Raw genomic sequence first — 16,614 nt, 5'->3', positions numbered from 1 at the left:
ATCAAAAATTGAGATGTAAACTCCTTTATGTGCTTGTTTTACGACCCGTCAGGTCGTTGTAGTCGTTGTCTATCAGGGTGGCGCATTAACGTCGATTTAGAAGCGTCCACCTCATCACCCACCCCAAAAATCCAGACTGGATGCCTACGATTTTGGGTGGGTGTCCATGTAACTCACAATTTAGAAGTGTCCACCACATCACCCACCCCAAAAATCCAGACTGGATGCCTACGATTTTGGGTGGGTGTCCTTGAAACTGACCCTGGTGTCCATGCAACTTCCTTTATTCAGTTATTTCTTAACTTCTACAGTGGCGTTAGGAAAGTTCTCTTTCAAAAAAACAAACATTGATTCAAACAAAACTCCAACCTCTTGTTCATTTACTTCGTATACTGAGATAATAAAACGCTTTTTATCCATTAAATCAGAAACTTTAAACAACCTAAGGCCATCTTTATTTCTAAGCTCGTAAAGTATCGAGTTTAAACCACTAGGAAACTTCTTCGACTCATCTTGAATTACTAACTGGTGTTTATCCGAAAACGCCTGTACAGCCTTAAAAAGCTCTGTAGAAGACTCTTGCTCAAACTCAATGTTTATTGAGCTATAAACATGAACATTTTCGTAAGAACACCCTAAATTAAACACAACAGAAAAAACCATAAAAATTTTAAACAATAAAAATGTACAAGTTTTCACAGCAATTACAATTCTAGGTATAATCATTAAAATGCGCTCCTAATGTTATTATCTAGACCGTCGAATCCAGCCTTATAAAGTTTCATGTTTAAAGTACCTCTTATCGCTCTAGAAATAGGTATCACACCACCTAGTCTAAATGTCCCCGGGCTGGTAATACCCTCCCCGATAGATTTAACGTACACAGAACCACCTCTAACATACACTGAACGGCTAACATACCCATCAGAAAAAATATGATCAGAATGTGTCATGTTGTAAAGAGTCATATTTTTATCATCAACAATATGGGAAACGGTCCCCCCACTCAAGAAAGCAAACTCAATCTCTGTCTCATCACCAGTTGCTACTTGTTTCGAGTTATCCCAACCCGGAGCAGGGTTTTTCTTTAATTCCCCCCAAACAGCTCCAGCAGAACAGCCCTCTGTTGATAATGAACAAATCTCATTATCCATTTCATATTTGTGATAATAAGGATCACTTTCGTCGTAAGAAAACTGCGCCTTTTGTGGATGCAACTCATCATTAAACCCCCTCGAAAATGCCGCTGTCACAGCACCATTAGCAAACTTCCCACCACTGATTTTCGAAGCAGTACCACCAACTATGGCCGCTGCTGCTATTCTTAATGGACTATGTTTAACACCCGGTTGAATGCGGCCGATCGCAGGGGCGAGCGCCTGTGTAAATCCTGCCGCGGCAAAGCCATGACCAAACTTACCTCCTTGTATCACAGACATGGTACCACCTACCAGACCATGTGCCGCAACCTTGCCAAAATAGCCAGCACTACCAAAGGAAGTGTTAACCCCTTCAAACGCACTCCCCACAGCATAAAACGCAGCAGCAGAAACACCTGAAACTGCACCAGCTTTGATTGCCGCTCCAAAATCCCCCGTTCGATAATAGGTATTTTGCGCTGATACATAAGCTGTCGCTACTATACTGCATGGTCCGCATATAGCACTTGATGCGATAGAGGCACTTGCTACATATAGCGTCGACAAAGTGCTACTGTTCGCAATAAAACGTTGTGTATGGTGTGCAACGATTGCCCCGATCAGTCCGTTGGTAGTAAACCCTATTACTTTGGTTAATTTATCGAAAATATACCCACTCGGATCTGTATAACTCAGCGGATTATTCAGCACGTATGTATAGGCGTTATAGTTCTGCAAATTATTCGGCGCCTGAACAAACGGATCCGCCTGCATAAATCGTCCGGTATCTGCATCGTACACTCGACCATTCATATGAATGATGCGGTTGTCTCCACCCAGCGTGATGGGCTCATGGCCGGTGTAGCTGCGGCTGTTTGCAGGCACCCGGGTGAATATCCCCATGCTTGCCGTGGACCAGTTGGCGTAGCTGGCGTCACTGTTGGGTGGCCTGACTATCTCGCTTTGTTTACCAAACACATCGTATTTAAAGCGCTTAAGGAACTTACCGGCGTTGTCGGTGATTGCCACCACGGAACCCTGATGGTCGGTGAACAGCCATTGCATGCTTGCCTGACCATTGGGGTGGTAGGTTTGCACCGCATCGCCGTTGATGCTGCGGCGTATGTACTTCTGGTTCGCAAATTCACCGCCGTCTGTGCCCTCGTCTACTATCTCCAGTGCACCTACGTAGTAGATGGTTTTATTGCCCTCGGTACGCTTATAACGGCGGTTATTGGCGTCATACGCAAAGGTGACTGTCTCGCCACTCTGGGTGATGGAAGTCACTTTATTACGGGCGCTGTAATCCAATGTGCGTGTGTGTACACGACCATTCAGGTGCACAGTGGCAGACAGCTGATTGCTATTGGCATCATAATCAAAGGTCTCGGTCTGCGCGCCTTTAACCCGCTCATAGATGGCATGTAAGGGTTCACCTGCCTTGCCATACTTTTGCGTCCAGCCATCTTTGTGCCTGAGATTGCCATTGGGGTCATAGACGTAGCGCTCAACACCATTGACTGTGGTAACGCGATTCAGTTTGTCGTAGCCAAAGGTGGTCGCCGTGTCTTCGGCGTTCAGCGCCCGGCTGGTCAGGTTCCCCATCGCATCAAAGGTGTAGCTGTGCTGCTGGATATAACGATAGGCACTCTCCTGAGCAACCCCCAGCGTGCTCAGCTGGCCGCGGCTGTCATAGCCCACCGCCATACTAAAGTGGCCTTTCTGGTAGCGGGTCACCCGCCCGGCTGCATCGTGCGAGTCGGCAACATAGTACAGCTGGCCACGGTCGCCCTCTCGTGCTTCCTGCTTTTTATCAACCTGTCCGGCGCTGTAATATAAGCGCTGGCCACGGGCCTCCACAAAGCGGCCGCGATCCCGGGTACGACGATAGTCATCAAACTGCTGGAACACCCGACCATATTCGTCAAAGGTGGTCAGCTGCACCACACATTTAGCGTTATGCACTGAGGCCAGCGCGTCTGTTATCCGCACATCTTTAGTAGCTGGCTCGTAGCTGACTTGACCTTTACAACTCAGGTCACTCTCCAGATCGGTGACCGATGCCACCTGACGCCCCAGACCGTCATACAGGTATGACCGCGACCAGCTGCCACGCACCTCCTGGTCCAGACGCCAGGGTTTGTCGGTGTCGTAATGCCACTCGCTGTCCACCACATTATTAATTTTGAGTGTGGTTTTACGACCAAGCGCGTCGTACTCAAAGCTCAGCTTATCGCCATTGGCATCGGTTTGCACAAGCAGCTCACCCAATGCATTGTAAGTGTATTGCCAGTGGCCCCGGTCACGGTCTTTGGTGCTGGTTTTACGACCCGTCAGGTCGTTGTAGTCGTTGTCTATCAGAGGGGTGCCGCCATCTGCCGACGACGACACGGTATCCAGCAGGCCCTGCGTGGTATAGGTATAAGTCAGCACCTGACCGGCAGGGTCGGTTACGGTGTGCTTTTCACCGTGCTGATTGTGCGTTACCACAGTCTCCTGGCTGCCACCCGGAATATTGCCACTGACGGTGGTCTTTGTTATGCGACCCGTCACGCTCAGCGTGGTGATCAGGCCAGACTGCTCATCGGTAACCTGAGTGACCCTGTCCAGAACATCGTACTGAGTCGACGTGGGTGCCTGACCTGCGGGGGTAACCACAGTGGCGCGACCATGCTTGTCATAATGGCTGACATCACGCAGCCACATTCCCTTGGATGTCAGACGCTCTTTGCCCAGAGTACGACCCAGACGGTCAAAGAAGCTGCGTGCCACTAGCTCGGTATTCACATAGCTTTCGCTGGCAAAGGCGCAGTATGCAGGTGCCCCTGCCGGGCACTCTGCCATCAGGGTACGCTGCTGTGCCCCGCTTGGCGAGTAGCTGCCAATTTCACCGCCGAATGCATCATACTCAGTAGACTGCACCACGCCATCGGCATTTTTAGCCTGAGTTACCTGACCATATTTGTTGCGCGACTCCACCAGCAGCGTAGTAAACAGTCCATTGTGTTGCTCCGTTACATAGCGTCCTTCGCCATCATAGGTGGTGGTGCTGGTTCGGCTGATTTTCTCCCCAGCCTTGTTACAGCCAGGTTTACTTTCTACCTGCTTGCTAAGCACGTTGCCAAAGACATCATGTCGATAGGTGGTTTTCAGATAGGTGTCGCAGCTGCCCTCTGGCTCCACCGTTTCGCTCTCGAGCAAACCGGCCAGCTCACCACTTTGTATGTAGGTGAACGCGCTGTTGCGTGTCACCGTATTCCCATCACGCTCATGCGTAACGGTTGCGCTTTTCAGGCGGCCCAATTGCTGCTCAGCCTCCGAGCCAAAGTCGTTCACTGTGGTCACCGTTGAGATGGCACCACTGGGCGCTGCGGCCTGTAAAAAGTCTTCCGCCGCGCCGTTGATACTATACTGGCTGACTTGCAGGTTGGTCACATTGCCATCGCTGTCCTGCGTGGTTAGTGTCTGGCTACAGTCATACCCGGCAATAAAGTAATCGCTGTCAACACGGGCGCTACAGGTGCGGCTGTCCTGGTTGTAGAGCTGATAAACTCGCTTGGGCTCGACCTGCTCAGGAGACACCTTATAGCTATCAACCGCATCGCTCAGTACACGGGGCTGACCATTCACATAGAGGGTTTTGGTGGTACGTTTTGGCATGCCCGTGCGCGGGAAAGCCTGCTCGTATTCAGTCCGGGTGGCTATCTGATGACCGTCTTTTTCGGTCACCGTCGTCAGAGCAGCAAAACCCAGCCAGCCGCGGCCGCCAAACTGTACCCGCGCACCTTCATATTCATAGGTGACGACCAGTGACGTATCGCCGGTTTGCGTATCCAGCGCACTGGTTTCAACCTCACGGACCAGCATTGACCCGCCAGCCAAATCAGTGACCTTCAGGCCGCTGTCTTGCTGCAATTGTGCCGTGACTGCGCTATCCCCCTGAGTGTATACGCTGGCGTCCGACATTGCAGCGTAGCGAATGGTGGTTTGATTGCCCAGGCCCTGCGTGATGGTACGCAGGCGCCCGGCAGCAGGCTGCTGAAAGGTTCTGCCATACTGCGTGATGCCAAAGCTATTCTGAGCCACAAGCTCAGGTATGGCGTCGCCATCCATATCGGCGAAAAAGACCGTATTATTGTAGGTGGGCGCCATGTTCAGCCGATAAGCGGCCCAGCTCGGGGTTATAAAGGACCGTGTTGCAGGGTCAAACTCATAGCGGTACAGGCCATATTCCATACTGTTGGTCTTTTTACCCGTCACATACAGTTCCGGGCGGCCATCGCCATTCAGGTCGGCCAGCTGTGGCGGCCACTTTGCTACCTTACTGTCTATGGTTACATTGGCCGGGGCGGTCAGCGTGGTGATCCCATCCCAGTCAAATCTAAACCCTTCTCCCAGTGACGGACGTACCAGGGCAACTTCCCAGTCTTCATCCTTATTTTGATACATCACATCCAGGGTGCCATCACCATTGACATCCATGGGCATCAGGCTGCTGTGGACCACCGCTTGTGAAGAGTAGGTGCCCACTTCAAATTTGTGCTCACGGTTGGCCGGATCATAGCGATTATAAAAGATAAATATATAGTCATACTTGCCCGGTTCAGTACACCCGCCCGTTGCACATTTTGAAGTCACCAAATCAGCTTTGCCATCAAAGTCCATATCGATTAAGTAAAATGGGGCATCGTTATCCAGCTTACGCAGGATATCCTGTTGGTAATCGAGGCTGATATGCTGATTTAGTGTCAGACGAAGTTCCTGATGAGCCGTGTTATCGGTAGACACCAAGTCAACCATCCCATCACCATTGACATCGCCAATACGAAGCTGGTTGAAGGTCATGCCACCCGGCAGCGCTTGCTCATTCCAGCGACTGCCATCATGGGTAAAGTATCCCCACTTGCTTCGGGCGTTGCCGCGAGATTCCGTTGTCTGGATCAATAACCCCTGTGTGCCATCTCCCTCCATATCAAAGGGCATCATCTTGACACTCTCAAGGCGAGTGTTGGTGTCTATCAGCTGGCAAGACGGGGTACGATTGCGGTCAATCAGGCACAACTCATGCTGGTAAAGATTTTCCTGCTGGATCAGCGTGACCAGTTCCGGTTCGCTATTGCCATCTGTATCCAGCACACTGGTTGCCACAATCTTTTCATTGCTGCCAGCGCCTATCAGCGTATGCGATGCACTCATCGATGGATAAGTTTTGGAATCTTCGTAGTCAAAGATGATGGGCTGTTTGCACTGGGCGCCGTAGGACGACACAGGCTTGTCACAATGGCGCACACTTTTAAGCTGACGCACACCATTGGCGCCGTTTTCAAACTCCAGATCGTAATAATGCAGTGGCGTTGCGCCTTTGCTGACCCGGATCCCGGTCAACTGAGCCTGTGCCTGCATTGGCAATGATACCACCTCAAGACTGTACGCCAGGTTGCGGACTGGCCCTGCCTGGTACTCAAAGGTCACGGTGTAACGGCTATAAGTAATTGACGATAAAACGGTTTCAAGTCGGCCCAGGGCGTTATCTTTATCGCCGTTCTCGCCGCCGTGACGATAGCGATACTTAATGACATTTACAGCGGGCTCAGAGGCAATGCTGTTTGCTGCCACACTGTCCATGCTCTGACGCAGTAGCCAGCTGGTAGGGTATCGCGGGCCTCCGGACTGGCTGTTTTCCGTACCGCCATAAATACGCTTACTGCCGTCTTTGCCGTATACCACAAACTGCACTTTATACGCTTCTTCACCGGATTCCACCACAATGCGTTGCTGAGAGTCGATCTCGGTACGATATTCGGCCCCGGCCTCACCGTGCGAGGTACCTTTGATTAGTATCAGGCGCTGGCCATCCAGGCAGTACCTATCTTCATTGTCGAGGCCAACAGAGACAGGCTTGAATGCGCCGTCCTGCGCCAACGTCTGACGACAGCGGGTAATGGCGGAGCCTGCCGACAACTGCCAGCCCTGCGCAATCATAGACTCGGGCTGCTGACTGTTATAGCTAAGACTGACCTCAGGGGTGACACCTGCGATCCCCTGTGGCACAGCAATAGGAATACTATAAGTGGCCGCACCCTGTTCATTGACCCTAAAACTTCCTGTTGTAAAACTGTATTTATGATGGGTCTGCAGGGCACTCTGGCTCACAGGTTTAACAGTTTCAGGCTTCACTGGCGCTGCATGGGGTGTTATCTGCCCTTCGGTCAGACTATCCAGCACAGTCACACTTTGCTGCGCCGAGCCAGTGGAGCAATATTCGGTCGTTACCCCTGGGGTCGTGGGATTCAGCGCCACATCAATACAGGCCTGAGCATAGAAACTGTGACTGCCATTGGGATAGATCAGTACCCCTTCGGCCTTGCGATTGGCGGCCGGATAGGTCGTGGGTGAGGTATTGCTTGCTACATCCACCAGCTTGAATCTTGCCAGATCACGGGAGTAGCTAAATCCCGCCTTAATGCGGCCTTCGCCCGTCAGCGTCAGGGTGAGATCCGGTGCATCTAATAGTCCGTCTCTGGGATCAAGTTTATTGGTGCCCAGCGCGGTTTCTGCCACATCACTGATGTTGTCGCCGTCCGAGTCTACCAGCTCGTTACATACCGCCTGAAGGTGACACGCGCCGTAATAATAGTACAAGGTGCTGGCCACAGCCCGATTGTACGTGTTTGCAAACCCGGATGACCACTGCACGTCTAGCAGGAACTGCGCTCTGGGCAGGCCGTTTTTCAGGCTGTTGATCCAGTGTGCTCTGTCATAGCCTGCCAGACCATTGGCCGACACATGATGCATCAGCTCAACCAGGCGATCGTAAAACTGCTCGTCACTCAGAGACAAGGCAAATCGACGTCTGCCTTCTTCAGAGGTTAGCATGGCTTGCGCCACTTCAAACAAGGTCACATTATGATGATCAACCGCATAGGCGAGGAAAGATAATTCATAGCGGGTCAAATCCCGTCCCAGCACCAGATAGCCCAGACGCAGCAAATGATAGGCCGATCTGAAATCAGTGTCCGGCGTCCAGCCAGAAGGAAAATCGCGATTCAGAGCACTGAGCAGCGCTGAGCTGTTCATATCACCCCATTGCAGAGGTTGCAGGCTGGCTGCGTCTCGGTCCAGCTTATGGACCTGACCATCCTGTGTGACCGCCCAGATCTGATTGCCGACCACAAAGGGTTTTTGGCTTACTGTGGCCCCTAACTTATACAGATACTCTATGGCACCGGTTTTGGCATTCAGCACATACAGCGCCCCATCGGCCGAGCCATAAAATAACTGTGCACTGAGCTGGTCATCACCCACTACCAGGCCTTCGGCCTCAACCGGCCCGCGGGTGGGGGTTTTCCACAACCGGGTACCTATCTGGCTCCAGGCATAGATATGGTGATCCTGCGAGCCTGCAAAGACCACATCACTGCCACTGCCAGAGACGGTGACAATCGGACGAGAGCTGAGCGTACCGCCTGTGCGACGATACCACTGAGTACGCTGATCCTTTTCTGCATAAATTGCGCTCCCCTTGCCCAGGTACTGCTGGCCATTAAAGCCCACCGTAGGCGTATAGTTGAGCGGATCATCCACCTGCCCGGAGGTGCTGTCGGCATTATAGGTAGCGTAACTGGCACCACGCAGTGCATTTTTTACGCCCACGACAAAACCACCGTTGGAATAAGCCGTGTCTATCGATGCGGGCACCTTAATCTTAAGCTCATGACTGCTGACATAGGTGATGTCGGCGGCACTCAGCTGATGGCTGATCCCGGTGGTATTTTGCTGCACCGAGACAATATTGCCCGTTGAGGCAAACGCCGCGCCTGAAACGATATACTCTCGTGTATTCGTGCCTTTGGTTACCCCAACGATTTTTGCATTGGTGTGCTGTACCGTCTGAGTGCTTGGGACACTCTGAGCACCATTGCGGTTATAGGCTGTGACCCGATACTGCACAACTTGATCGGCGGTGGGAGATGTCACCCGATAAGTGGCTTCCGGGCCATGCTCATTAAACCGGCTGACCGGGATTTTACTGACCAGTGTAGACCAGTAACCATCACCAATTTTACGTTCGAGCTTAAAGTACCACTGCAAGCTGCTCTGTGCGGTATAGGCCCGTTCAGACTCAATCTCTAAGGTGTAAGGTCCAAAGAAGTGACCAGCATTACCAAAGTAAGCCTGTGGCGGGGCTGTGCCCTCATTGCGGATCTGCGTCTGATCACAGTCCGCGTTACTGTATTTTAGTTCGCCGCTGTGATCGGTATTGGTGGCCACCGCGCAGTAAAAAGCATACTTATTATGATCAAGGGCAGATTTTTCGATGCTCGTTTGCAGCTCCAGGTTGTCTGCCGACAGTGTCGCTATGTGCTGCCATTTATTGAGCTGGGCAGGCGGCGCGGCTGAGGTGTTCTTCACATATTCGTAAATGTTGTAGCCCGTAGCATGGTCGCCACTTTGCCCGCCGTTACGCGTCAACGTAATGTCGATAACCCCGGGTTTCTTTGCCCCGTCATGCACCAGCTCAAGCCGCGGATTAACAGGCACCAAAGAGTTAAGTGTATACGAATAGGTTGCTGTGCTGTCGACAAAGCGATCTGCCTGCTCATCACATTGACTACCCGTGCGCAGATAAGCCCGAACTTTTACCGTCAGAGACTTAGGTAGCGCCAATCCGGGGGTCCATTTCATGGTGGCAGACACAGTAGCCGGGGAGTCTTCCAGCAAGGGGAGGGGTTGATCTATCTTCTTGCTGGCGAGCAGGACTCCGTTACTAGCCGTATTTGGCTCAACCAGCGCGATACGGCATACATGGCTGTGCTCAGAGCTGAGCGCGCCGATTTCGATTTGTTCGCTGTACTCAACGCCACGCGTGCGCTGTGTGTTACTGCTGCTGTAGTTTAGGGTAATTCCCGCACTTTTTTGCACGGTAAAAGGCACGGCAGACAGCGCTTGTGCTGCCTGGATGTTTGTGTCATCGGCCACAATCATCACCAGGGCATACTGGCCCGGTGCCGCGGTTGCGTTAAAGGTGGAGGTATAGATCCCCTCGCTACCTGTAAGGCGGTCTGCGCTAATTGGGGTTGCTCCCTCACAGCTGGTTACCTCTGCGCCACTTCCCGGTACCAGGCACAAAGAGAGCCTGCTTTTGTCAACCGGCTGGCCATCATCCCAGGCTTTCAGGCGCACCGCCATCGACGCATTAGGTAGTACCACATCGTCGCTTAGCTCAATATCTGTCAGGTTTGGCCGGGTGGCCATATTGAGTGTAACCGTATTGGAGGCTCCGCCACCAGCGAGCGACACAAACGAGGTGGTTTTAGTCAGCTTATGAGAGCGATAGCACTGCGTTTCTTTACGCCTTTTTTGTTGACCATTGTCACTAAAGCATGGCGCATCCTGCGCCTGACCGTTCAACGTGATCCTCCCCCCAGCAACGGCCAGGTGAGACCAGTTGCTGTATAACTCGCCGAGTTGGGCCAGTTGGGTTGCGTGGTATCAGCATCCTTAATCCTGGCAACCACCATCACATCTTGCTCACCAAACAGTGTGTGACCATCAGCAAGTGGCAGCCCGTCGGCGTCGTATAAACTCAGCTCTACGGTTGATTTGGTATTCGGTTCTGTGATTTGTTGTTGGGTAAATTCAGCGCGACCCGTTAGCCCAAATTTGTCCGTGGCAAATGCAACAAACCGCTGAGACTGATTATACGGCATATCATAAGTCACGGTGGCCGTGAGTTTTTCACCCTGGCATCGTCCATTACTCTCGCTGCTGCACGAGTAGATAGGTGCGCCAGTGCAATCCCCCCTGCTATTCGCTTTACAGATCTTGAGGGCCTTCAGATCCTTACCGGCATCTACCGCGGTGGCCGACAAAGTGATCTCAGTCTCCTTGTCGCCTGATACACTGCTACGTCCTAAAGAGACGGTGGGTACCGTTTTTGTCACCACTGATATTTGATTGCTACAATAGACAGTTGTTGCAAAAACACTATCTTCCCCGGGTTCAGAAGAAAGACCTATGGATTCGTTGTCATCACACCTTAGTGCACTTGGATCGCACCCCGAATCCCCCCGCCAGAACCTACGCCGCCGGAGCCCGTACCTGGATCACCAGTTTCATTACTTGTCCAGAAAAAATACTCTGCATTTAGCGTGTACGAGTGGGCCGCCGAGAGCTGTACCGTATAATTATGAGAATGTGCTCTGTTGCTACGGTGGAGTAACATGGTGGACTTGCCAGTGGTTACATCTATCAGAGATAACTCAAAGAAGTTTGCGCCCAGGCCCGGGTCATCTCCCCGGTTATCCACGATCTGCACAGGCACTTTCAGTACGCCACCATCATCCGGCAGGAGTTCAGTGTAAGATCTGTTTGTACAATATTTTTGCCTGTCCGCAATTTCGCGTTCCGTTAGTTTTGTGCCAGCAATCGCCGAGTTGCTTGCAAGCAACCCAAGCGCAAAGCCTATTATCCCTATAATCTTATTCATTGCCTGCTCCTGTGTCGTGTACCCACTCTACGGTGATCATGTTTTCGTTATAGGCGGCGTTTTGTATATCTCGCGCCAGCTGCTGCTCGGTCGGCAGGCGCATGGGCACAGAAAACAGGTCAATGGGATTACCGGGTCCGATCGGATCACGGGGATCGACAGGTAATATCGGACCACCCGGGTCGATGGGTCCGCCCGGCGTCGTGTCGTCAATGGCGCCCGGATCATCGATAGAAATGGCAGCGACACTGCGCTGGCCGGTGCTGGATTTAACAAATGGCAGGTACAGAGTACGCGCCTGCGCATCTGCCGACGGGGTCACAATCGAAGCGCTTTCACGCATTTGATCTGGCAGGTAAGCACTTTGATACAGCTTACTCAGGGCTCTGTCGTATTCCATAATCAGCCCTTTGTTGTCGATAAAGACAATTCCATAGTCGTTGAGCGGGACCGGTGGTAAAGCCGTCATTGTGCCAACACCAAAGGGCCCGTCTATGGGCTGTGACACAGTGCTGGTTCTGCGCACAACAGCGGCCCCGGCTACTACGCCATCACTGGTTGTTTTGCACCGGGCAGAGGTAGAGTAATAAACAGAAACACGGCACACTTCGCCACTGCCGTCTAGCTTACTGACACCAAAATACAGGCCGCTGCTAAACACCAGCGGCCGGTTAAGCACTTTTCCGCTTAGTTGCTGGGTCCAGACAACTTTGGCCTGCGCCGGCCGGTGATCAATCTTGTGCAGCGCATTTTGCTTATCTACCAGGAATAAATATTTGTCATCCACAGCAACCACAGTACGCGGCACCGGATCCAGTCCCAGAGATTGCAAACGCACTGAATAGGCGCCATGGTGGAGTGTGTCGGGATCGTCAACCTGCTGGAATACAAGCTGAACCTGCTTTTCAACCACACGGCGATTATGGCCCTCGGCCCGCAGCGTAAACAGCGCGCTTTGTTCAAGCTTAACCGCTTCGCTGCCCTTGTTCGGCAGGCCTGTTCGATATGAGCGGCCATTTTTGAGTAAAGTCACACGGTAAGCGCCGGCGACGTCCCAGCTGAGCTGAGCCTGCTCCCAGGGCAGCACGGTGAGTTTGTCGGTCTGAAAGGTTTCTATACCCAGATGGTACTGCTGCGCGTCGTATAACTCGGCAACAAAGCCTGCGCCGCAGTCCAGCTGATTGCAGGGTATTATCAGGTAACGGGCATCTGCAAACGGGGCATCCAGGGTGAAACTTGTGCTGTAACTTTTGTAGCGCCGTATAATTGCCGCACCGGAACCACTGAAGCCTGCGCTGGCAGCAGCCACCTGACTGAACGCTTGCGTGTCGTTGCCCATGATACCGTCACGTATCGCACTATCGTGACGCGCCTGATACACCTCATGGCCCTTATAGGCTTCGACATAGTAATACGTCGCGCCTGAAACCCCCGGCCAGCTTAGCTGATCCTGGTTGCCTTTGAGATGTATGCCCTTTGCATGTCGGGGTAATTGAGGTCCGTACTCATTAAAATTAGACCCAGACGTTTGCTGCGCATTGCCATGAGGTAGATACCCTACCAGCATTAACAACACCACGCACAAATAAAACCAATTCAAAACAACATCCTAATATGTGTTAAATTATTTGGGCGCGAATGTATCAATTAAAGGCACGCAAGAAAACCTTAAACGGAAACGCACGAACAAAAAACAAACAAAACAAGTGGCTTTATGATTATATTCATGGAAAGAAGGGGCTATCTTTACAATAACGTTAGAAAACAAGCATAAAAACAGCATCGCATTCCGGCTTCATTAACATATGATTTCGTTTTGCCTATCTGGTCAGATGTGTTACCAATAAGAGATGTGTCAGTGCAAATGAACCGTCCTTATGAAAATTCATATACTCGAAGGCTATATTCAAAATATCTATCTGGTGGCTTACCCGGATAAACTGTTGCTTTTGGATGGCTGCAGTCGCGCAGATGTTGCAATGATCTGTCAGTTTATTACCGATGAACTGCATCGCCCGCTCCATCAGCTGAGGTTGATTGTCGTCACCCATATGCACCCGGATCATGCCGGTGGGGCGCATTATTTGCGTAAATTAACGGGCGCACAGATAGCCACGGCCAATTGCCCGGGTCAGTGGTATCGGGGCCTGGATGGTATGCTCATGCATTTATCAGACATTGCACTGGCGTTATGGGTAGCCGGGCGCAAACGTAAAGCACGGAAAAACCTCTGGTATGCGCGCACTCTGAAACCCGATGTGTATCTGCCCGATGGCACCGAGTTGCCGGGCTTTGAAGATTGGCAGGTATTACACACCCCCGGCCATACAGACAGAGACATCAGCCTCTATCATGCACATCGCAGTACAGTGTATATCGCCGATGTGATGGTGCAGGTACGCGGCAAACTCATCCCGCCTTATCCGGTGTTTTACCCAAGGTTGTATCGCTCGACTTTGCTTAAACTACAGCAACTGGCCCCCGCCACTGTGATGCTGGCACATCACAGTGAACTTGCGTTTGCCGACATTGATTTTGCGCAGCTGCTAGAGCTGGCTCCCAAGCAGCCCGTCACCCACTGGCGTTCGGTAAAAACCAAAACCAGGCGGGCACTTGGGCTGGGTAAACGCCGCTCAGGCTGATACGGCGCGGGTAAAGACCTCAATAAAAGCGTCGATGTCCTGCCCGGTATTGTAGATATGCGGTGAAACCCGGATCCCCGGCTTACGCGCATCGACCGCTATATTTGCCTCTTTTAAGGCCGATAATACCGAGTCCTGCGCCTCACCGACGTTAAGGATCGCTGTGCCGGAGCAGCAATTTGCATCGGTCGGTGCGATATACCAGGGAGCCAGCTGCGCCTGTAAGCGTGCCAGCAAGGTCAGGTTATGCGCTCTGACCCGTGCCACACCCAGATCGGCAAAGTAATGAATGCTGTGGGCTGCAAATATATAGGCGGCCACAGACGGTGTGCCGCCCCAGAAACGCAGCGCACTATCGTGGGGCGCAAAGTGATGAATATCAAACTCCATCGGGTTGTGGTGAGAAAACCAGCCAACGTCTTTGGGCTGACAGTGTGGCAGAATATCGGGATTGACCCAGATAAACCCGGCACCGGGTCCGCCACACAGCCATTTCACGCAAGAACCTAACACACAATCCGCCGCACAGTCTGACAGATCTATGGGGATCACACCCGCAGCCTGCGCAATATCGACAATCACCCGGCAACCTTGCGCTTTGGCAAGTGCCGTGATGGCTGCAACGGGTGCCTGTTGGCCGGTGTTAGAGTACACCTGACTGACGAACACCCAGTCAATCTCGCCGTGCAGATGCTGCTGCCAGACACTCAGATCGGACATATCCAGATGCGCGGGAATAAAGTGGATCTCGACATCCGCAACGGCCTGCTGAAGTACAAACCCCATGCTGGGGAAGTCACTCTCACTCATCAGCACACGTACCGTCTGACGGCCCGTTTCTGGCAGGCTCATCACAAATTTAGTTAACCCACTAGAGAGGTTGCTTTGCGGGCAAAAATAGTCTGCCTGACTGTTGAACAGCCTGGCCAGCGCCGAGGTAAACTGCTGCATGCCATCAAGCCACTGATACCAGGGCTCATGGTTGTCGCCCGCCCAGGGGTCAAAGTAGCGCTGCATAAAGTCCTGCCCGGCTGTTGCCAGCGGTCGGCCTACCGAGTGGCTGAGCAAATAGTGACCCTGAGGTAAGGAAAAGTCTGCCTGTTTCATTGTGTGCCCTTCGCGATACTGCGACGCAGTGTGTTTAAGTCATCAAAGCGGGTAAATACGTCTTCACGTTTTGCCGCTGCCCGCTTGTCTCGTAACAATGCCAGCTGATTCAAAAGCACAGGCAACGGCGGTCCGCTGGCCGTGACTTTGTCGAGGTGCTGGGTATTCATATCGCCCGATGGCTGGGCAATGTACTTTTCTACCAGCTGATTATGATGCTGAATAGCGGTATCACCGTGCAACTTACACACCTGGACAAATGCACTGACGGCTTCCTGATACCAGCTGCTGCTGTGGTGCTGTTCGGCCGCCGCGACAAAGGCATCCATCAAATTGGGTAAACGCATGCATTCGCGCAGTGTCGCCTGATCCTCGGGCATCATATACAGGAACTTGTCCACCAGCATCTGAGCGTAGTTCACGTCGTTGGCCTGGCACAAGCCCAGCATCATATCTATCACGTTGATCCCGGCGAAATCCCCGGCATTCGCTCCGCGGTAGACTTCTTTGCCCACCCGGTAAGGTTTGTAATAGGGACGGACAACATAAAAGAACGCATCGGTATCCAGCTGTTCAAACAAGCACTGGTTAGAGCGGATCACATCTAACAAAGCCTCTTTGACCTGTGTCAGCAGCAACGGTGTCATGGGGTGTGAAATACCCAGCGGCTGGATTTTTAATAAGCATTCTGCGGCACGCTTATAAGCCAAAATAGCCCGGGTGTTGTAATCAATAAACAGCTGCTCGGCCGGGTGACTGGTAAAGCGTTTATACACGCCGTTCACTGCGCGATTGTGTGTGGTCAGATGCGCCGTTGCAAAGCGCGGTGTGACACCGATGGATGCGCCAATGTGCATCGCCAGTGCCGACGCCTCCTTTAGGGGTGAGTACTGCTCCCGGCTGGGCTCTGTGAGTTCGTGCCGGCGACAGGCTGCCATATACAGGCCCACGTTGCCCAGCAGGTCGAACGCATTGTCGAAGCCCTCGTCGGTATTGCCTTCAGCCAGTAACGCCTGAATATGTTGCTGACCTTCATTTAATAGTTGGTGTTTTGTCTCGTCTTCTACGCCCTCAACATTGGCCTTGTCCTGTTGCTGCCAGTACGCAGCTTCCAGCTTGTCGTTGAGCGTAACAAAATCACTGCGGATCCAGTGATCAAATGCGTGTGTGAGTGTGGTCATCGGTAGCTCCCCAAATTATGAGTCTCAGGCTACCAAACCTTATGCGCTAAAAGTTG

At 52.2% G+C, this 16,614-nt stretch carries 8 protein-coding genes; 1 reads left to right on the top strand and 7 read right to left on the bottom strand.

Annotated elements, in window-relative coordinates; genetic code table 11:
- Nucleotides 1–291: 291 nt before the first annotated feature.
- The 5 genes from ELR70_RS05205 to ELR70_RS05185 all read right to left on the bottom strand — a co-directional run bounded on the left by ELR70_RS05205 (nt 292) and on the right by ELR70_RS05185 (nt 13,228).
- A complete protein-coding gene (locus tag ELR70_RS05205; protein ID WP_054017711.1) occupies nt 292–726 on the bottom strand; it encodes a hypothetical protein in 435 nt (144 codons plus the stop codon).
- Nucleotides 726–10,550 (bottom strand): RHS repeat-associated core domain-containing protein, encoded by a 9,825-nt coding sequence (locus ELR70_RS05200; protein ID WP_128064515.1) that lies wholly within the window; start codon nt 10,548–10,550, stop codon nt 726–728. The genes ELR70_RS05205 and ELR70_RS05200 overlap by 1 nt, the downstream gene beginning before the upstream one ends.
- A complete protein-coding gene (locus ELR70_RS05195) occupies nt 10,547–11,086 on the bottom strand; it encodes a hypothetical protein (protein WP_128064514.1) in 540 nt (179 codons plus the stop codon). Before ELR70_RS05195 ends, ELR70_RS05200 begins: the two co-directional genes overlap by 4 nt.
- Before the next feature lie 92 nt (nt 11,087–11,178).
- On the bottom strand, nt 11,179–11,628 hold the full coding sequence (locus ELR70_RS05190) for a hypothetical protein (protein ID WP_128064513.1): 450 nt from the start codon (nt 11,626–11,628) through the stop codon (nt 11,179–11,181).
- Entirely contained in the window at nt 11,621–13,228 is a 1,608-nt protein-coding gene (locus ELR70_RS05185) for a hypothetical protein (RefSeq protein WP_128064512.1), read from the bottom strand. The genes ELR70_RS05190 and ELR70_RS05185 overlap by 8 nt, the downstream gene beginning before the upstream one ends.
- A 277-nt stretch (nt 13,229–13,505) precedes the next feature.
- Here ELR70_RS05185 and ELR70_RS05180 point away from each other — a divergent pair, with 277 nt between their 5' ends.
- Entirely contained in the window at nt 13,506–14,270 is a 765-nt protein-coding gene (locus ELR70_RS05180; protein ID WP_054017708.1) for an MBL fold metallo-hydrolase, read from the top strand.
- Here ELR70_RS05180 and ELR70_RS05175 read toward each other — a convergent pair.
- Both ELR70_RS05175 and ELR70_RS05170 read right to left on the bottom strand, forming a co-directional pair.
- Nucleotides 14,262–15,377: an aminotransferase class V-fold PLP-dependent enzyme gene (locus tag ELR70_RS05175; RefSeq protein WP_054017707.1), complete on the bottom strand. Its 1,116-nt coding sequence runs from the start codon at nt 15,375–15,377 to the stop codon at nt 14,262–14,264. The genes ELR70_RS05180 and ELR70_RS05175 overlap by 9 nt on opposite strands.
- The gene (locus ELR70_RS05170; protein ID WP_054017706.1) at nt 15,374–16,558 is read right to left on the bottom strand and encodes a monodechloroaminopyrrolnitrin synthase PrnB family protein; all 1,185 of its coding nucleotides are present in this window, start codon (nt 16,556–16,558) and stop codon (nt 15,374–15,376) included. Before ELR70_RS05170 ends, ELR70_RS05175 begins: the two co-directional genes overlap by 4 nt.
- Nucleotides 16,559–16,614: the final 56 nt, after the last annotated feature.

The sequence above is a fragment of the Pseudoalteromonas sp. R3 genome, from assembly GCF_004014715.1.
GTDB lineage: Bacteria > Pseudomonadota > Gammaproteobacteria > Enterobacterales > Alteromonadaceae > Pseudoalteromonas.
Note: the sequence above shows the minus strand (reverse complement) of the source record. Positions and strands in the feature narration are given on the sequence as shown.

Excerpts from the sequence above, each read along its gene's own strand:
- ELR70_RS05180 (WP_054017708.1), top strand. The coding sequence starts at position 13,506 with ATGAAAATTCATATACTCGAAGGCTATATTCAAAATATCTATCTGGTG.
- ELR70_RS05205 (WP_054017711.1), bottom strand. The coding sequence starts at position 726 with ATGATTATACCTAGAATTGTAATTGCTGTGAAAACTTGTACATTTTTA.
- ELR70_RS05190 (WP_128064513.1), bottom strand. The coding sequence starts at position 11,628 with ATGAATAAGATTATAGGGATAATAGGCTTTGCGCTTGGGTTGCTTGCA.
- ELR70_RS05175 (WP_054017707.1), bottom strand. The coding sequence starts at position 15,377 with ATGAAACAGGCAGACTTTTCCTTACCTCAGGGTCACTATTTGCTCAGC.
- ELR70_RS05170 (WP_054017706.1), bottom strand. The coding sequence starts at position 16,558 with ATGACCACACTCACACACGCATTTGATCACTGGATCCGCAGTGATTTT.